We start from the raw sequence: 19,348 nt of genomic DNA, 5'->3' as shown, positions 1-19,348 counted from the left end.
CTTATGGATTTTCGCGTGAAGATCTTTTATTAAGTGAAACATAACATTTTACGATAATAATACAATGGCATGTATATGATAAAGGGGGAATTTTATGATTAATAAAAAAAAGATAATTTTAACCGCAGGTGTATTTGTTTTAATATTCCTGGCGGTTATTTTTTTAGGAAAAAAAACAGATTTCCCGGTTAAGAAAGAAACCTTAAAAGCAGGCGAAATCGACAAAACGAGGCCTGTTTTACGCGCCGCGGTGGCGGCGATGCTTTCGCCGAAATCGACACGCGAATATTATGATGATTTGTTGACTTTGGTCGGCAGAAAAGCAGGATTTTCCACAGAAATTGTCCAGCGCCAGACATACAGCGAAATCAATGAGTTACTGGAACATAATGAATTGGATGTGGCATTTGTGTGTTCCGGCCCGTATGTTGAAGGCCGTAAAAAGTTCGGGATGAAATTGCTGGCTGTCCCGGTCGTCCGCGGAGAAAAAGTTTACCGTTCATATATCCTTGTTAACATTGAAAGCCCTGTCAAATCCTTTAAAGAATTAAGAGGGAAAAAATTCGCCTTTGTGGACCCGCATTCAAACACGGGTTTTCTTGTTCCGAAATATATGCTCGCGAAAATGAATGAAACCCCAAAGTCTTTTTTTAAAGAGACATTTTATACCTACAGCCATGATAAATCCATGGAAGCGGTCGCGAATAATTTAACCGACGGCTGCGCGGTGGACGGGCTTATCTGGGATTTTATGAAGAACGCAGGCTCGGAAATTACCTCAAAAACCAAAGTTATCGAAAAATCTCCCCCTTATGGAATTCCTCCTGTAGTTGTAAATCCATCCATTAAGCCTGAACTGGAAGAAAAACTCCGCGGTTTATTTTTAACCATACATGAAGATATGGAAGGCAAGAAAATTTTGGCGGAACTTCAAATTGACAGGTTTGAAGAAGGTTTTGACACGATGTATGTTTCCGTGAGTGAAATGCAGGATTGGATTAACGCGCAGGAAAAGGAATAAGCCTGAAAAACGCTAAGAAACATTGAAAAAATAAAAAAGGGGACATAAAAATGAAAATTGCGAGGATTTTATCTTGTTTGTTTTTTGGGATTTATTTTGCGCAGGCAAGTTACGCCGGGCCTGCTGAGTCAAAAGAAACAACAGTAAAAAAGAAGATACTTGTTGTAAGCAGTTACCACAGGGATTACCTCTGGTCGCAGGACACAAATGCGGGTCTTTGCGATGCGATGGTAAAATTCGGGTATTTTGACAATAAAGAACAGGCGGAGGAATACACAAAAAACGATTACGTGGAAACGTCAAGGGCAATAGTCCGAAAATTATGGATGGATACAAAGCGGAAAAAAAGTAAACCCGAGATGGCAGGAGTTACAGTGGAAATAACCAAAATCGCGGATGAATTCAAACCGGACATAATCCTTTTGGGAGACGACCCCGCGGCGGAATATATCGGCGGCCAGTTTCTGGACACAAAGATCCCTGTTGTTTTCTGGGGGGTAAATAACACCCCTGTCAAATACGGGCTTGTGGACAGTGAAAAAAACCCCGGCCATAATGTTACCGGTGTTTACCAGGCGGGATATTATAAGGAAAGCCTGGAATTTTTGAAAACCGTCAAACCAGGCATAAAAACCTTCGCGCTTGTTGGAGATGACAGTTCCACTTCGAGGTCTCATATAAAAGAGGTGGAGTACCTGGCGCGGGAAAAGAAGATACCGCTGGAACTGGTTGAAACAATTATAACCGGGGATTTTGGCCAGTTTAAAGATAAAATTATGGCTGTGAAAGGCAAACCCGACGCTTTTTTTATCGCGCAGTATTCTTCTTTGAAAGATGAAAAAGGCAATTATGTGACGCCTTCCGAAGCGGCCGGGTGGTATTTAAAAAATGTGGATGTCCCCGAAGCCGTAAACCAGTCGCAGTTTGTCAGGGAGGGCATGTTATGCTGTGCCGACGATTCCGGATATAACCAGGGTTATGAGGCGGTTGTTATTGTCAATGATATATTAAGTAATGGAACTTCTCCTTCAACATACCCGTGCCGCGCGCCGGGAAGAGGCAAATTAATGGTAAACGTGAAAAGGGCGGAGGCGCTGAAAATTACCCTGGACGGGAAAATGGGGATTGAAGAGTTTGTTGGAAAATGACCCGGTCATTTGATTAAATGAAAACAAAATTAAAAAATCTATCAATTTTCACCCAATTGATTATATTGTTTCTCGGCCTCGTCGTGTTTGTTAACGCTTCGTTAACAATCATATTTTTCTTTTTTAACAGGAAAATTGTCCGGGAGCATGTTAACGAGAGTATCCAGCAAAAATATCTGTCCCTGGAAAATAATTTTGAATATGTAAAAAGTAATTTACTGGAGGAACTCGGGCTTTTATCGGAGAATCCGGTCCTGGATGATTATATTATGTCCTCGGAGGCCGAAAAAATCATTTATGGCAAAAAAGTAAAAAATATATTCCTGAACTATATCAAGAACAATAAGGAATATGAGTGTGTATGTTTCAAGGATATTTATGGGAACGAAAGAATTGACGCAAGGAAAGAAGGACGGGACGATGAAATAGTATCGGAGCAGGAAAATAAGCTTTTTAAAAGCCTTAACAATATGCCTGAAGGTAGTTTTTATTTTGTAGGACCTTATAAAGACCGCGCCGGGAAAATTTTGTTTTCCATTGAAACCGTAAAAACCGACCGGGACATCGGAAGGTTCGGCGGCGTGGTGGGAATTACTTATAATTTCAGCGTTTTCATTAATTTTATTAAAAATACAAAAATCTTCGGGGAAAATCCCATCTGGATTTTTGTTTCCGGCGGGGACATTTTATACAGGCCTGCAAACGAAAAATATACTTTTAACCCTTCGGGTTATATCCAGGATGAAATAAACACGAACCCCGGGGTATTCCCGGTGAAAGACGGCATGCTCGCTTACAAGGATTTTTTCCTTATAGAAGATAAACCGCTTTTAAGGGTTGTTTTCGCTGTTTCTTCCAAACTTATCGATAAGGGCGCGGAGAAAACAATTGGATTTTTTACCTTGATTTTTATTATTTCCGTGATTATTTCTTTCGCAGTTGTCGCGTTTATATCAAAACATTTCTCAAGACCGATTGTTGAACTGGCCGACATCTCAAAGGACATTGCCAGGGGGGATTTTTCCAAAAGAATACGGATTTATGCCGCGGGCGAACTGAATTATTTGATTGAAAATTTTAACCGTATGACGGAAACTTTGCAGAATACCACGGTATCCCGTGATGCCCTGGTTAAGGAAGTCGAGGAGCGGAAGAAAATAGAGGATAAATTAATAGAATATACCAAAAAGATCGAGGATATAAATAAGGAACTGGATGATTTCACGTATATCGTTTCGCATGATTTGAAAGAACCTTTAAGGTCGATAAACGCGTTCGCCAAATTCGTGACAGCTGATTACAAGGACAAGCTTGATGAAGAAGGCCGGAACTACCTTGAACGCATACAGGCGAACGCGGTGATTATGCAGAAACTGATAGAAGACCTTTTGGAGATTTCCCGCCTCGAGAGGAGAAAAAACCCTTTTGAAGATGCAAACACCGGAAATATGCTGAATGAAATTAAAATACGGATGGAGCACACGTTGACCGAAAAGAAAGTCGAAATGGTTATAAGCGAAAAAATGCCTGTGGTATTCTGCGACAGGGTGAGGGTGACGGAGGTTTTCGCGAATTTGATTTCAAACGCCGTAAAATACAGCGATAAAACCCATCCCCGTGTGGAGGTGGGGTATAAAGACACGGTGGCTTTTTATGAATTTTACGTGAAGGACAATGGCCCGGGGATACCGGAGGAATATCACGAGAAGATATTCAAAATATTCCAGAGACTGGGGAAGAAAGAGGAACACGAAGGGACGGGGGTGGGACTTACGATAGCCAAGAAAATAGTTGAGATGCATAAAGGCAGGATATGGGTGGAATCCAAAGTCGGCGAAGGCACGGTGTTCTTTTTTACCATACCGAAGAGCAGGGATGTAATACTTGGGAAAAAGAAGCTTGGAGAAATCCTGGTCGAGAAAAAAATCGTGGATGGGGACACGATCAAAAAAGTACTGGAGGAACAGAAAAAGCGGGAGATTTAATATGAGAAAAGAAGATTTTTTAGAAAAATGGATTGGATTTATATTGATAATTATTATCGGTTCAATCGCGTATAAAGTTGCAAAATTAAATAAGGCTTTAGACCCTTTAGTTTTGGGCATTGTGTTTGGGATGCTGGTAAGAACTGTTTTCAGTACAAAAACAAACCTTTTTATTGATTTAAAGTATTCTTATAAAATATTTATTCCCGTAGGGATCATTTTATACGGGGTTAACCTGCAGTTCCATAGATTAAGCCATGTCCCGGTTGTTGCGTGGTTTGAACTTATAATGGGAATTGTGATAGTATTTTTTGTATCGATATATTTAGGAAGAAAACTATCTCTAAAAAAGGAACTTTCGTTTTTGATTGGTATTGGAACGGCAATTTGCGGCGCGTCAGCTATCGCTATCGCTTCACCTGTAGTGAACGCAGAATCAGAAGAAACAGGAGTTAGTTTAGTAACTATTACCATCTGGGGGATGATCGGTGTGCTGGTTTATCCTGTATTTTTGACTTTCTTAAATATTCCGAAAGTTGAGTATGCGTTTCTCTGCGCGACTACACTGCATATGACAGGATTTGTAAAAATTGCCGCCGGGGCCCTTGGCGATAGTTGTGTTAACCTGGCGCTTTCGATAAAGATGGCAAGAACGGCTATGATAATCCCGATAATCTGGTTTTTATGCTGGCATAACGCGATGGAAAAAGGAACAGGGGAAAAAAATATTTTGTTTTATGTCCCATGGTTTTTATGGGTTTTTATTTTAATGGGGCTTTTGACTTCTTTTTTGCCGGTGTTAACACCGGCAATTAAACCATTGAAACTATGCGCGGAAATTATTTTTACTATCGCATTAACCAGTATCGGTTTGAATGTTGACCTTAGAAATATATTGGATATAGGCGGGGGAGCTTTAATCACGGGATTAATAACCTGGCTTTCCCTGATTTGTGTTTTTGTATTATTTAAAGGTTTTATTTTTTAAATAGCTATTAATATGGAAAATAGAGTAGGTTTGCATAATAAAATTATAACTACATTGATTTTTGTTATTTTATTTTTTGGTATATCTATTATTTTTACAATAAATACAATTTTTTCAAAAAAATATAAAGATGAAGCTATTCAAAAAAGTGTTTCTTTCGCCCAGCATTTAACGGTTACGGAAATGAATTATATTACAGAACGGGATGCCCTTACGCTGAAAAAATTAATTGATATAGAAAAAAATATGAATAGTGAAACTATAGGGTATATTTTTATAACTGATCCGCGCAATAATGTTTTGGCTCATACCTTTAAGGGTGATTTTCCGGCAGAATTAAAAGCAGCTAATTCGAATACAACCGGTAAAATCTATAATATGAAAACTATTGACATGGAGGAAGGTCTTTTTTATGATATTGCCGTTAATGTTTTTGAGAAAGGCAGTATTATTGGTATTATCAGAATAGGCCTGAAAGACAGAGGTATCCAGGGCTCTATCAATAAAATTTTAGGGGTATTGCTGATAATAATGTTTTTAAATTTAATACCAAGTTTTATAATCGGCTTTTGGCTTTCAGGTTGTATTGTGGAGCCGGTTAAAAAACTGCAGCATGTCACTGAAGAAATGGCTAAAGTGAACCTGGAGGTCAGAGTGGATATACAAACTAAGGACGAGTTAGGCCAGTTGGGCGAAGCTTTTAATAAAATGGTTAATAATTTGCAGAATACCACGGTATCCCGTGATGCCCTGGTTAAGGAAGTCGAGGAGCGGAAGAAAATAGAGGATAAATTAATAGAATATACCAAAAAGATCGAGGATATAAATAAGGAACTGGATGATTTCACGTATATCGTTTCGCATGATTTGAAAGAACCTTTAAGGTCGATAAACGCGTTCGCCAAATTCGTGACAGCTGATTACAAGGACAAGCTTGATGAAGAAGGCCGGAACTACCTTGAACGCATACAGGCGAACGCGGTGATTATGCAGAAACTGATAGAAGACCTTTTGGAGATTTCCCGCCTCGAGAGGAGAAAAAACCCTTTTGAAGATGCAAACACCGGAAATATGCTGAATGAAATTAAAATACGGATGGAGCACACGTTGACCGAAAAGAAAGTCGAAATGGTTATAAGCGAAAAAATGCCTGTGGTATTCTGCGACAGGGTGAGGGTGACGGAGGTTTTCGCGAATTTGATTTCAAACGCCGTAAAATACAGCGATAAAACCCATCCCCGTGTGGAGGTGGGGTATAAAGACACGGTGGCTTTTTATGAATTTTACGTGAAGGACAATGGCCCGGGGATACCGGAGGAATATCACGAGAAGATATTCAAAATATTCCAGAGACTGGGGAAGAAAGAGGAACACGAGGGGACGGGGGTGGGACTTACGATAGCCAAGAAAATAGTTGAAATGCATAAAGGCAGGATATGGGTTGAATCGAAGGTCGGTGAAGGGACAACATTTTATTTCAGTATTCCTAAAAGCAGGGATTACATCCTGGGAAAGAAAAAGATTGGTGAAATCCTTGTGGAGAAAAAAATCGTGGACGAGAACACGATTAAAAAAATACTGGAGGAACAGAAAAAAAAGGAGGCGTGATATGGGAAACAGCAAAGTGATTGATATCCTGCTGGCTGAGGATAATCCGGATGACATTGAGATAACAAAAAGAGCGTTTAAAGAGGCAAAACTGATAAACCGCCTTTATATTGTCCGTGACGGACAGGAGGCAGTTGATTTTCTTTATCATAAAGGCAGGTATGAGGATGTTAAAAACACGCCGGTCCCCGGTCTTATACTTCTTGACATAAATATGCCGAAATTAAACGGACTGGAAGTCCTGAAAAAGATAAAAGAAGACAAAACACTTAATAAAATACCCGTAATAATGCTTACAGTTTCCAGGAGGGACGAAGACATTGTTAAAAGCTACAGCTATGGATGCAATAGTTTTCTGCAGAAGCCGGTTGATTTTGACAATTTTGTTTCGCTTGTTAAAGAAATAGGTTTTTACTGGGGTGTCCACAATGTCACGGTGCAGTAAAACTTTGTCTAAAATTCATTAAAAGGAGATGATTATGGGGAAAAAAACTTTCCGGTTTTGTCTGCTGTTTTTGATTAATATCGGTTTGGTCTATGCATCAGGTGAAAAGGAAGGCATTGAAAAACTCCAGACGCCTGCGGTAATTTCATCAAAACAGGTAAAATCGGTTAAACTGGGCGGCAAACTCGAGATAAGATACGAAGACCCTCAAAGTAAAGCGGGGACTTTGAAAATGTATAAATTTGAACCTTTCGTTGAGGCTGAAATCAATGATAATATCACGATGAAAGGACAGGTGTTCTTCGGTACAGAGAAAACAGAGGTTAATGACGGATGGATACAGTATAAAAAATTCCCTCTTGTCGGCGGTAGTTTAAAAGCCGGCAGGTTCCGCCGGAAAAGTTTTGGATTGCCCCAGGATGAGGAAGGAAGGGTTTCCATAGACTATTCTTTAACGGGAAGGGCATTTACAGGCGACAGGCAGGTGGGTCTGGAATATTCCGGGTCTTTTGGCAGTATTGTTAATATTAATATGGGAATGTTTAACGGTTCATTGACAGGTGACCGTGAGGCGGGAGAGGTGGACACCGCTTCAACCACTGCCGCTAAATTTGTAGCGGACAAATCAGGCAACACCGATACAAACCAGAACAAGGATATCGCAGTAAGAGTTACCGTAAACCCTCTAAAAGGGCTTCAGGCAGGCGGTTCTTTTCTATCGGGGAAACTGAGTCCTGCGGACATTTCCAAAATTAACGGATATACCGCCGCCTCTTACACAAGTGACAAAAAAGAACGTATGTCCGGCGACATAATGTATAAATCAAATATTTTTGATTTTAAAGCCGAATATATTCAGGGCAAAACGAGCGATTTAAAAGTGAATTCATGGTATTCTCTTGTGATATTGAAAGGCGTGTTCGATGAATTTGATATTTACGCAAGATATTCGGAACTCAGGCCCGACATAGATTTGAATGAGGCAAAATCCTATACATGGCGTTTATATCAAACCACAACAGGCTTAATATGGAATTTAAACAGTTTCACTAAACTGCAGGGTGATTATGATTTTAACCATGAAGGATTGAGCAGTAAAATAAAAAATGATATCCTGAGAGTGAGATGGATTACAAATTTTTAAATTAGTGATAAGCAGATATATGAAAATAACCGAATTAACGTCAATATTTATTTTTCTTTTTTTTCTTTGCGCAAACAACGTGAATCTTGCCGATGAAACAATAATTATCGCGGGCACGGGAGACAGCGTGGACATCCTGCAGATCCTGTCGTTTGAATTTATAAGGAATAATCCCGGGGTAAAAATAATTTTGCCCGACAGTGTCGGGAGCGGCGGCGGGATAAAGCTGGTATATGAGGGGAAAGCGGGGCTTGGAAGGATTGCGAGAGAAATCAAGGATGGAGAAAAAAAATACGGCTTGAATCACGTGTGGTTTGCTTATTCCCCTGTTGTTTTTGTCGTAAATTTCAGCGGGAAAGGAATTGATAACATAACTTATCAAAATATCGTTGATATTTATTCAGGGAAAATCGCTTTCTGGAATGAAATGGGAGGGGGAAGCAGGAAAATTTACGTGGCAAACAGGGAGGACGGTGATTCTTCCAGGTTAATATTGGAAAAAATCATTCCCGGTTTTAAAACAATCAATACTTTTGCCGGGAAAATTTTATACAGCACGCAGGAGGCCGCGGATGTATTGGTAAAATATAAAGACACTATCGGGTTTATTCCTCTTTCTATTGCCATAGAGAAAAACCTGAATGTATTAAAAGTCAATGGAACATATCCTTCCGTGGAGAATGTTAAAAACAAAAGCTATAATTTAACGACTCTTTTCGGTATTGTGTGGAAAGGCGAACTTGCAGGGAAGAGCAAATTGTTTGTTGATTATTTATTTTCCCGGTCGGCGGGGGATATCATGGTCAAACATGGAACGGTCCCCGCCGAACGCTGATGGCTATTGGCAAATAGCTATTAGCCATTCTGTTAAGGTGATATATGCTGAAATCAATCAGGAATAAAATACTGCTTTCGGAACTCGGTCTCCTTTTTTTGATAGCGTTCATATTCGGGACGACAAGCTATCTTTTAACAGTGCGTTACCAGAAAAAAGCGCAAAAGGAAAAACTGGAGCTTATTCTCGAGGATGAAAAAAAATTTATCCAGATAGCCATGGCCACAAAATCAAAAATGATAGGGGACATGGCGGAGAGCAATGAACTGAAAATTTATTCTGAAAGATTTATAGAGCCCATTATCTTTAAATATTTTGTTTCATTTATAAAAGATTTTTCTTCTTTGTCTTACATTAACAAAAACGGGATGGAAGAAATAAAAATAATAGAACAAACAAGGTCACAGAGCCTGAAAGATATAAGTGATTCGATTTATTTTTTAAAAGCCCGGCGCAGTCCGAATAAAGTTATTATTTCCCCCGTAAAATACAATGAGGACCTGAAAACGCATGTATTAGAATTTATTGTGGCAAAATATGAATATTTCGGGGATGAATTGAATTTTATTCTTTCGGGCAGTGTGCCTGTCAGCGATATTGCGAAAAATATTTCAGACCTTAAAGTAGGGGAAACAGGTTTCGCAGTTTTAATCGATTCAAAAGGAAGTATATTGTCCCGTCCGGGTAAAGGGGAAGCCCTGGAAACAATAAAAGGAAAAGGAGCAAAAGCAGAAAGTCTTATTGAAAAAGCGAAGGCTTTGCAGAGCGGTTTTGAACGGGCGAAAATAATGGGACGGGACAGCTTAATCGCTTATTCACCGGTCGGCGGCATGGAATGGTCGTTAATGGTGGTTATGCCTTATGATGAATTTATGATTCTCCCGCATTCCCTGAGGAACATTATAATCCTGATCTCCGTGTTTATTTTTCTGGCTGGAGCTCAAATATCTTTATTCTTGTCCCATAATATCACCAAACCGATAAAACAACTTGTTTCTATCACTTTTGACGTGGCAACAGGAAATTTTTCCAAAAGGGCGGAAATAATATCGAGAGATGAAATAGGATTACTCAGTAAATCTTTTAATATTATGACTGAGAATCTGGAAAAAATTACGGTTTCAAAAGATTATTTTGACAGCATTATTAAAAATATGAGCGACATTTTAATTGTGACAGACAAAGATTTAAAGATAAGGACAGTTAATAAAGCGGGGATAGAATTTTTTGGTTACGGCATGGATGAAATTACGGGCAGGCCGTTGTTTGATCTTATTGAAAAAAATGAACTTTCCGATTCCGCGAACGCGGTGATTGTAACAAGCGACGAATTTAAAAATTTTGAGCTGAATATTAAAAGAAAAGGGAAGAAAAGCGCCCCTTGTCTTTTCAGCACTTCAGCGGTAAAAAATAATAAGGGTAAAACGCAGTATTTTATATGTACGGCAAAAGACATTACAGCGCGTAAAAAAGCGGAAGAAGAATTAAGGGAATATACCAAAAAGGTTGAATATATAAACAGGGAACTGGACACCTACACGTATATAGTTTCTCATGACTTAAAGGAACCGCTGCGGTCCATTAACGCATTTTCAAAGTTTATTCAAGATGATTATGCGGATAAGCTGGATGAATCCGGCAGGGATTATCTTGAACGCATAAAAATAAATTCGATAAGGATCCAGAGTATAGTTGAGGATTTCCTTGAATTTTCGAATATAGAAAGGAAAATAATTAATTTCGACGATGTTGATGTTAATAAAATTATGGATGACATAAAATTAACATGGGATGAAAAAATAAAAAGTAAAAACGGAGAATTAAAAATCAGCGGGAAAATGCCTGTGATATTTTGCGACCGGGCAGGTTTAACCGACGTTTTTGCCCACCTTATTTCCAACGCGGTCAAATTCGCCGACAAGGACACGGTTAAAATAGAAATAGGTGGGGTAAAAGAAAACGGGTTTTATAAATTTTACGTGAAAGATAACGGCCCTGGGATAGAAGAGAAGTATTTTGAAAAAATATTCAGGATATTCCAGAGGCTTATAAGACGGGAAGAAAAAAGGGGAACAGGGGTGGGCCTTGCGATAGCAAAAAAAATAATAGAAATTCATAAAGGCAGGATATGGGTGGAATCGAAGGTCGGAGAAGGAGCAGTGTTTTATTTTACAATCCCGGAAAACAGGCATATAATACTAAATAGCAAAAGGGCGGGGGAAATTCCGGGATAAAAAAAGGAGCAATATATGCAAAACAAAATAGTCGACATTCTGCTTGCGGAAGACAATCCCGATGATATTGAAATAACAAAAAGGGCCTTTAAGGAAGCGAAGCTTATAAACCGTCTATTTATCGCCCGTGACGGCCAGGAAGCGGTGGATTTCCTTTTTCATAATAACGCCTATAAGGATGAATCGAAAGCCCCGCGCCCCGGCCTGATACTCCTTGATATTAATATGCCCAAGATGAACGGGATAGAGGTTTTGAAAAAAATAAAAGAAGATGAATCGTTAAAGAAAATACCGGTAATTATGCTCACGGTCTCACGAAGGGAAGAAGACATAATCAAAAGTTATAATTATGGGTGCAACAGTTTTCTCCAGAAACCGGTTGATTTTGATAGTTTTGTCACGCTTGTCAAGGAAATAGGCCTTTACTGGGGAATTCATAATGTCCCTTTCCCTGCATAAGGGAGTATTATGATGAACAAAAGCCACACAAAAATATAAAGGTAATAACATGCCGGAAGAAGCAAAGAAAACAATTTTGATAGTTGATGATAATCCTGACGACAGGAAGGTTCTTGACAGGTATTTAAAGCAGGCGGGTTTTAATGTGGAAATGGCATCCAATGTCCTGGAAGGCATTGAAGCTGCTTCAAAAAAAGAAATCAGCTGCATACTGGTCGATTATCAGATGCCGGGCATGAGCGGCATTGACATGCTTCGAAAAATAAAGGCGGACCAGAAATTAAAATTTATCCCTGTTATCATACTGACGGGGCTTGAACAGGAAGAACATATACTGGAAGGCCTGTCAGCCGGCGCCGAGGACTATCTTGGGAAATCAAGCAGTCCCGAAATTATTATCGCGAGGTTAAACACAGCCCTGCGGGTTAAAAAAATACGTGATGAGCTGATAGAAGCCAATGAAACAAAGACAAAAATTTTGGAAAAGCTCGATAAGGCGGTCCTTGAATTGAAAGAAATTTCGGTAAGGGACAGTTTGACGATGCTTTATCATCATGGATATTTTTTTAAAATATTGAATAATGAGTTCCTGCGGGCTATAAGGTATAAACAGAACATCTGCTGCCTGATGATAGATATCGATTATTTTAAGAAAATAAATGACAGTTACGGCCATTTATTCGGGGACAAGGTCCTGGTTGAAATAGCGAACTGTTTGAAGAAAAACATCAGGGACATTGACTTCTTGGCGCGGTACGGAGGTGAAGAATTTGTTATTTTGTTATACAATGAGGATTATAAAGGCGGTTTTAATGTCGCGCAGAAATTAAAAAATATTATTGAAGGATATATTTTCGAAGGTGAAAGCTTTTCCGTGAAATTAACCGTCAGCATCGGAATATCTTCATTGTTTGAAGACGGTGTTCTGGAAAGAGACAAATTTTTAAACTTGGCGGATTCCGCTCTTTACGCGGCAAAAACGCAGGGACGGAACGCCGTTGTTATGTATAAAGATATTATTGACACGAACTATTTTGAAAATACGCGCCAGAAAGAACTGGAGGATAAAATACTCGGGTTAAATGAGGTCTCAAAACAGTCTTATGTGGACATGATAAAAACACTGATTACCGCGTTCGAAGAAAGAGACATCAGCACAAGGGAGCATTCCATAAATGTTTTGAGGTATTCCAATATGGTGGCCAGGGAAATGAGACTGCCGGAAAATGAAATCCAAATTATTTGTAACGCCGCTGTTTTGCATGACCTGGGGAAAATAGCGATATCCGACACTATTATTTTAAAGAGCGGGAAGCTCACGGAGACTGAATATGAAATAATAAAAAGGCACCCGGTGATCGCGGTGAATATCCTGAAAAGCGGCCATTACATCAGGAGGGAACTGGACATAATTTTACATCATCATGAACGTTTTGACGGCAGGGGTTACCCGAATAAGTTGAACGGCAAGAGCATTCCCCTGGGGGCAAGGATTATGGCTGTGGCCGACAGTTATGACGCCATGCGCTCAATACGGCCTTACAGGGAGTCAATGCCGATGGAGAAAATTATTGATGATTTGGTCGAAAATTCAGGGACCCAATTTGACCCGGAGATTGTTTATATTTTTCTCAACTGCCTTCAAAAAAATGGACTGGTTCCGTCGATTATAAACATCAATGAGAAGTTATCTAAAATAAAAAAATAAGGCGGATAATTTTAAACACCTACCCCACCTCGTCGTATTCCCTTAACCTGAAACCGACTCCCAGGTTTTTCGCAATTTCTCTGCATTTTTCAACATTCACTTCAGGCAGGGCTACAACGCTTACATTTACTTCAGGTATATATTTTTTTGCCTCTTTGATAAATTCTATGACCTCGAGATAAGTTTCTTTGCCGAATATGGGCTTGCAAAGTTTGAAATATTTATCCTCATTTTCCGTGTTTAAACTGATTGACATGGCATCAACAAGCCCCTTTAATTCCGGCAGTATGTTCCGCTTATAAATAAGATTGCCGTGGCCGTTTGTGTCGATTCTCACTTTTAGTCCCCGCGCTTTAAGATTTCCGGCGATTTTTTTGATTAACTCCAGCCGGAGCAGGGGTTCACCATATCCGCAGAAAACAACCTCGCTGTAATTTTCCGCATTTTCAAGACTGTTTAAAATCTCTTCTAATCCCGGTTCTTTTTTAAGTTTGAGGTTATGGCCTTTGACAAAATCCGTTTTGTAACGGATGCAAAAGGTACATTCGCTTGTGCAGCGGTTGGTTATATTAAGATATATGGAGTTCCGGATTGGATAAGCAATCCCGCCGCCGGATGGGTGGTTAGTACTTCCGATCGCAAAAAGATTTTTTGCGTTCAGACTGGTTATTCTTGCAATGTCTTCAAGCGAAAGACCCTTTATCTCGGCTATTTTTTGCGCGGTAAACCTTATAAAAGACGGCTCGTTTCTGTGCCCCCTTTTCGGGACAGGCGCAAGGTACGGCGCGTCGGTCTCAATCAAAATTTTTTCAACTGGTATTTTTTTAATAAGTTCCGGGTAGTTATTTTTTGGGAAAGTTATCTGCCCGGCAAAGGATATAAAGAAACCGCTGTCCATGAGGATTTTCGCGGACTCATAGTCGCCTGAAAAACAATGTATTACCCCGCCGCATTCAAAGGCGTTTTCCTCCTTCATTATTGAGATAGCGTCCTCGTAAGCGTCACGGATATGGACTATCAGCGGTTTTTTGATTTCTTTCGCCGCACGGATATGTCCGCGGAAAACATTAATCTGAATTTCTTTGGGAGAAAGATTGCGGAAAAAATCCAGGCCGGTTTCGCCGATAGCGGTTATTTTACTATTGTCGGAAAGTTTTTTAAGATGTTCCCATGTCCGGATATTCGCCTTTTCCGCCTCATGGGGATGCACGCCAAGGGCTGAATATATGAAATCGTATTTTTGTGATAAAGCCAAAACATCCGCCCAGTTATCTTCTTCCGTGCCTATATCGATGATGTAATCTATGCCTTCTTTTTGAAGGCGGCTGATCAGTTCTTCACGGTCTTGTTTGTATTGCGGAAAGCTTAAATGACAATGGGAATCAATAAACATAATTTGGCTGTTGTTATTTTTATTAAAAATTGGTATTATAATATTCAAAAATTTACAATATTTTATCACTAATCCTGTAAAATAACAAATATATAAGGGGTATGATTATGAAGAAAAAAATTATCCTGTTTAGTTTGTTGGTTTTTTTAGGAGGGAATTCCATAAATGCCGTTGAACTTAAAATAAAAGATAAATCGACAGAGATTTATACCGACCCTGACGGTCCCGCGGCGGGAATGCTTTTTAATAATATAATTATCGAACAGGTGGATGAAAGAGGGCAGTGGGTCCAGGCCAAAATTACATTCTGGGTCCCGAAAAATATGGTCGACAAAATATACCTGGAAGAAAAAGGCGATTTGACATGGGATGAAGTCCACAAGTCGCCGATTGTATACCAGGACAGGAAGATTACATGGATTTGTTATTTAGATAAAATTGGGGTTGCTGATGACGGCAGGATAAAATGGTATTTGTTGGCGAGAAATTTAAGTTCGAAAGACCTGGTAACCAGAAGAGATGGATTATTTTTTGCGTATTTTGAAAAAAAAATGGAAAGAGAACTAAAAAAATATTCACCCGGGGACTGGGTGATGATAACCGCGAAAATTCTCGGCGCCGGGGACAAATCGAACAGCGAGGAATTCGGTTATGTAATTGTTGAAGCATCCGGTGTGGAAAAGGTTGTCTCTAAATAAAAAAACGTGACTCGTGGTTCATGGACCGTGATCCGTAAACGGAACACGAATCACGTATAACGATTCACGGAAGCAGCTTTGCAGGTCAAGACAGTAGATAATGAATGATAAAAGGATCAGATTAATTTACGATAAATTGTATTCTTGTTTCGGCCCTCAACATTGGTGGCCGGGAGACACACCTTTTGAAGTGATTGTTGGAGCGATACTTACCCAGAATACCTCATGGAAAAATGTTTCGATATCCATTCAAAATCTTAAAAAAAATAAAGTCCTGACCCCGCGCAAGCTTTATATTGTTCCTCCGGAAAAACTGGGCCTGTTGATAAAATCGAGCGGGTATTATAATTTAAAGGCAAAACGGCTGAAAAATTTTCTGGAATGTCTTTTCTCCGAATATAAAGGAGGCCTTCGAAAAATGTTAGGCTGTGAGGAAAATATTTTACGTAGAATCCTTCTCGGTATTTCAGGAATCGGCCCGGAAACCGCGGATAGTATAATGCTTTACGCGGGCGGGAAATTATCGTTTGTTGTTGATGCTTATACCCGCAGGATTTTCACAAGGCATAAATTCATTAAAGATGATTTGTCTTATGATGAAATAAAAGGATTTTTTGAAAAAAACCTGCCGCCGGACATTAAATTATATAACGAATACCATGCATTGATTGTAAAGCTGGGGAAGGAATTTTGTTTAAAGAAAAACCCGAAGTGTTCTTTATGCCCAATCAAAGGGATTTAGTTAAGAATATTCCTTACATCCTGGTCTATTTTGTTTAATTCCGTAATTTCTTCCCGGGTCAGTTCATTCGGGGTTTTTTCCGGCAAACTATGTTCAGGCAAGAGTGCTGTATCTTCTTCAAACCCTTCCTCGTTTTCGCCGCCAAGATGCAGGTATATTAATTTCAGTTTTTCCCACGCGATATCCGAAGATGCCTCATTTTCCACGCATATGCTTTGCCATGACCCCAATCCCGTGTCTATCCAGAAAAACTTTTTTGCGAAACGGACCTGTCCCAGAGATTGGTCGTTAAACAATATATCAATATGGTTTTTTTCATAGTTTAAGACTATTTTTGAATCCAGTTTTGAAAGTTTTTTAAGAAAATTGTCAAGAATCGGCTTCAGCGGGGGATTGATATTTAATTCAGACGGGTTTTCCGTTTGGACATTTTTCCATTTAACGGGATTTAAAAGCAGGCCTTGCTGCTGGTAGCCTATTTTGAGATAACGATACTCGTAAAGGTTTAAAGACAGCGATAAGTAAGGGACGCATTTTTTTAAAGAGTCTGAAAAAGACGGGGCAATCAGGATTATCCTTGCGTCTTTCAGGTTAAGTTCCTTTCGTTCATTTTTCGGGAGCGTATCGTGCCATCTCTGGAGATAATGCTGGAACCATTCAAAATGGTCAACAATACGGTAAAGCCAATTTTCATCTTCATATATTTTAACCGCTATAAGGACGAATTTGCTGTTTTTATCATGTGCCAGCAGGTAAAAATTGTCCTCATCTTCAAACGATAATTTTTTTTCTTTTATGATTTTTATGTCCGGTTCGACCTGCACTAATTTTTGTTTAACAAGATATATGAGGTCTTCTTCTGAAGTAAATTTCATTTCTATTATCGGGTATTCGTTGTTTTTTTCCGGCATGGTTTCCTCCAAATTTTAAAGACAGAAGATATATCGACTAAATGCCTATTTTTCTTGACTATTTAGTTTTTTAACAATAAAATTAATAGGTCGTATATGTCTTATAAGACCTATTCTTAACTGGGGAGAAAAAAATGAAATCTGATAAAAAAATTTCAATAAGCGGCCTAGCCACGGGAATCGGGAGCCTGCCGTACTTAGCACCTAAAAAAGCGGTTGATTTAATATTCTCGTCAGTCCCCGGGATACCGTTCTGGCCCCAGTTGGTAAAGAAAGATAAAAAAGAAGATATGATATTCCAGTATCTGGACGGGATGCCGGCAATTATCTATGATTCAAAAAAAGACAAACTTGTTTTGAATCCCGGTGAGGATAAAGAAAATGCGCTTACAAAAATGTATGAGAAGTTTATCGAGGGGGATTTGGATTTTTTTAAAATAACCAGGGAACGCGCGGGCGGTTTATATTATTTTTTGGAAAATACCGGGCAGAAAGATTTAAATAAAACACTTATGATTAAAGGGCATGTTACAGGCCCGTTTACTTTTGCGTTTTCCGCCGTTGACAGCTTCGGGAAGTCTTTATTATATGATGAACCGATGCTTGAAGCAATCGCGAAAGTTTTATCCATGAAAGCAGTATGGCAGGCAGAACAGCTTAAAAATAAATCCGGCAAAAATATAATTATCTTTTTTGATGAGCCGTATCTTTCGTCTTTCGGATCGGCTTTTTGCCCGCTGACAAGAGAAAGAGTTATAACCCTCCTGGAGGAGATTTTTGCCATTGTAAAAGAAAAATCCAATGCGCTGACGGGCGTCCATTGCTGCGGGAACACGGATTGGCCGATGCTTTTTGAATCAGGTGTGGATATAGTCAATTTTGACGCCTGGAGCTATGCGGAAAAATTCACGCTTTATCCTGCGGAAGTAAAAAAATTTTTGGAAAAAGGCGGAATTCTGGCATGGGGTATTGTCCCGACTAACGCAATGGAGCTTAAAATATCAATTGAAGATTTAAAGAATAAATTTCAGGAAATCCTGAATAATTTAGCAAATAAAGGCATTGACAGAGAATTAATGATTGAAAACTCAATTTTTACCCCAAGCTGTGGGTTAGGGACAAAGAGCGAGAAAGAAGCGGAATATGTTTTAGGCCTTTTAAAACATACAAAAGAGTTAGTTGAAATAATGTCAAAATAAACATGAAAAATGAAATTATGAACTCCTCCCAACCTCCTCTTTGAAAAAAGAGGAGGTGTAAGAAAAAATGAAATTCTGCTGTTACTTTCCTCTTTTTTTTAAATTAAAAGAGGGGATGAAGGGGAGTTCTAATAGAAAAAAATTTATGAAAGAAATTATTAAGCTTGAAAATATAAGTAAATATTATTGCGTTGACGAAATCAGGACAGATGTAATTAATGGAGCGGATTTCTCGGCAGGTGAAGGTGAATTGGTAGTAATCCTGGGCGTTTCGGGCAGCGGGAAAACGACATTACTTAACCTTATCGGCGGGCTGGATTATCCAAATTCAAGTAAAATAACCGTGGACGGGGTTGAATTGACAAAACTCGACAGTGAAAAATTAACTTATTTCAGGCGGGACAAAATAGGGTTTATTTTTCAGTTTTATAATTTACTGCCCACGTTAACCGCGAAGGAAAATGTCGAGGCGGGCCTTGAAATTTTACCGTGGGACCATAATGAAATTAAATCGGCCGCGGAAAAATATCTGGACATAGTCGGACTTTCAGACAAAAGCAATAAATTCCCATCCCAGCTTTCCGGGGGCGAACAACAGAGGGTGGCAATCGCGAGGGCCATGGCTAAAAAACCAAAACTAATCCTTGCCGATGAACCGACGGGCAACCTTGATATACACACCGGCGGCAAAATAATTTCCACATTAAAAGAGTTAAATAAAAAATATAACACAACTCTTATAATTGTCACCCATAACCCGAAAATCGGAGAGATCGCGGACAGGGTGGTGCATATTGAGGACGGTAAGGTCACAGAAAAAAAATAAAGTG

General features: G+C 39.3%; 17 protein-coding genes. 15 read left to right on the top strand and 2 right to left on the bottom strand.

Annotated elements, in window-relative coordinates; all coding sequences use genetic code 11:
• Window positions 1–94 precede the first annotated feature (94 nt).
• Genes phnD through AB1498_02665 form a run of 11 tightly spaced genes read left to right on the top strand, consistent with a single transcriptional unit; the run spans window position 95 to window position 13,575 of the window.
• On the top strand, window positions 95–1,021 hold the full coding sequence (phnD, locus tag AB1498_02715) for a phosphate/phosphite/phosphonate ABC transporter substrate-binding protein (protein MEW6087194.1): 927 nt from the start codon (window positions 95–97) through the stop codon (window positions 1,019–1,021).
• Between the two features lie 50 nt (window positions 1,022–1,071).
• Window positions 1,072–2,169, top strand: coding sequence for an ABC transporter substrate binding protein (locus tag AB1498_02710; protein ID MEW6087193.1), 1,098 nt, complete (start codon window positions 1,072–1,074; stop codon window positions 2,167–2,169).
• A 17-nt stretch (window positions 2,170–2,186) separates the two neighbouring features.
• The gene (locus AB1498_02705; GenBank protein MEW6087192.1) at window positions 2,187–4,154 is read left to right on the top strand and encodes an ATP-binding protein; all 1,968 of its coding nucleotides are present in this window, start codon (window positions 2,187–2,189) and stop codon (window positions 4,152–4,154) included.
• 1 nt (window position 4,155) lies between these two features.
• Window positions 4,156–5,142: a putative sulfate exporter family transporter gene (locus AB1498_02700; GenBank protein MEW6087191.1), complete on the top strand. Its 987-nt coding sequence runs from the start codon at window positions 4,156–4,158 to the stop codon at window positions 5,140–5,142.
• A 12-nt stretch (window positions 5,143–5,154) separates the two neighbouring features.
• Window positions 5,155–6,750, top strand: coding sequence for an ATP-binding protein (locus tag AB1498_02695; GenBank protein MEW6087190.1), 1,596 nt, complete (start codon window positions 5,155–5,157; stop codon window positions 6,748–6,750).
• 1 nt (window position 6,751) lies between these two features.
• The gene (locus tag AB1498_02690; protein MEW6087189.1) at window positions 6,752–7,195 is read left to right on the top strand and encodes a response regulator; all 444 of its coding nucleotides are present in this window, start codon (window positions 6,752–6,754) and stop codon (window positions 7,193–7,195) included.
• Window positions 7,196–7,229: 34 nt separating this feature from the next.
• On the top strand, window positions 7,230–8,339 hold the full coding sequence (locus AB1498_02685; protein ID MEW6087188.1) for a hypothetical protein: 1,110 nt from the start codon (window positions 7,230–7,232) through the stop codon (window positions 8,337–8,339).
• Between the two features lie 19 nt (window positions 8,340–8,358).
• Complete coding sequence (locus AB1498_02680; protein ID MEW6087187.1) at window positions 8,359–9,174, top strand: substrate-binding domain-containing protein; 816 nt, start codon at window positions 8,359–8,361, stop codon at window positions 9,172–9,174.
• Window positions 9,175–9,218: 44 nt separating this feature from the next.
• Window positions 9,219–11,408 carry an ATP-binding protein gene (locus AB1498_02675; GenBank protein MEW6087186.1) on the top strand — a complete coding sequence of 730 codons (2,190 nt, stop codon included), beginning with the start codon at window positions 9,219–9,221 and terminating at the stop codon, window positions 11,406–11,408.
• A gap of 15 nt (window positions 11,409–11,423) precedes the next feature.
• Window positions 11,424–11,867 carry a response regulator gene (locus tag AB1498_02670; GenBank protein ID MEW6087185.1) on the top strand — a complete coding sequence of 148 codons (444 nt, stop codon included), beginning with the start codon at window positions 11,424–11,426 and terminating at the stop codon, window positions 11,865–11,867.
• Between the two features lie 49 nt (window positions 11,868–11,916).
• Window positions 11,917–13,575, top strand: a complete 1,659-nt coding sequence (locus AB1498_02665; protein MEW6087184.1) for a diguanylate cyclase — start codon at window positions 11,917–11,919, stop codon at window positions 13,573–13,575.
• Between the two features lie 19 nt (window positions 13,576–13,594).
• On the opposite strand, the gene AB1498_02660 is transcribed toward AB1498_02665, so the two are convergent.
• Window positions 13,595–14,968 carry a YchF/TatD family DNA exonuclease gene (locus AB1498_02660; GenBank protein ID MEW6087183.1) on the bottom strand — a complete coding sequence of 458 codons (1,374 nt, stop codon included), beginning with the start codon at window positions 14,966–14,968 and terminating at the stop codon, window positions 13,595–13,597.
• Window positions 14,969–15,075: 107 nt separating this feature from the next.
• Here AB1498_02660 and AB1498_02655 point away from each other — a divergent pair, with 107 nt between their 5' ends.
• A complete protein-coding gene (locus AB1498_02655) occupies window positions 15,076–15,666 on the top strand; it encodes a hypothetical protein (protein ID MEW6087182.1) in 591 nt (196 codons plus the stop codon).
• 100 nt (window positions 15,667–15,766) lie between these two features.
• The gene (locus tag AB1498_02650) at window positions 15,767–16,408 is read left to right on the top strand and encodes an endonuclease III domain-containing protein (protein MEW6087181.1); all 642 of its coding nucleotides are present in this window, start codon (window positions 15,767–15,769) and stop codon (window positions 16,406–16,408) included.
• Here AB1498_02650 and AB1498_02645 read toward each other — a convergent pair.
• A complete protein-coding gene (locus tag AB1498_02645; protein ID MEW6087180.1) occupies window positions 16,405–17,319 on the bottom strand; it encodes a hypothetical protein in 915 nt (304 codons plus the stop codon). The two genes, AB1498_02650 and AB1498_02645, sit on opposite strands and share 4 nt — an antisense overlap.
• A gap of 134 nt (window positions 17,320–17,453) precedes the next feature.
• Here AB1498_02645 and AB1498_02640 point away from each other — a divergent pair, with 134 nt between their 5' ends.
• Entirely contained in the window at window positions 17,454–18,518 is a 1,065-nt protein-coding gene (locus AB1498_02640; protein MEW6087179.1) for a uroporphyrinogen decarboxylase family protein, read from the top strand.
• Window positions 18,519–18,663: 145 nt separating this feature from the next.
• Window positions 18,664–19,344, top strand: a complete 681-nt coding sequence (locus tag AB1498_02635) for an ABC transporter ATP-binding protein (GenBank protein ID MEW6087178.1) — start codon at window positions 18,664–18,666, stop codon at window positions 19,342–19,344.
• Window positions 19,345–19,348: the final 4 nt, after the last annotated feature.

The sequence above is a fragment of the bacterium genome (assembly GCA_040754625.1).
GTDB lineage: Bacteria > JACRDZ01 > JAQUKH01 > JAQUKH01 > JAQUKH01 > JAQUKH01.
Note: the sequence above shows the minus strand (reverse complement) of the source record. Positions and strands in the feature narration are given on the sequence as shown.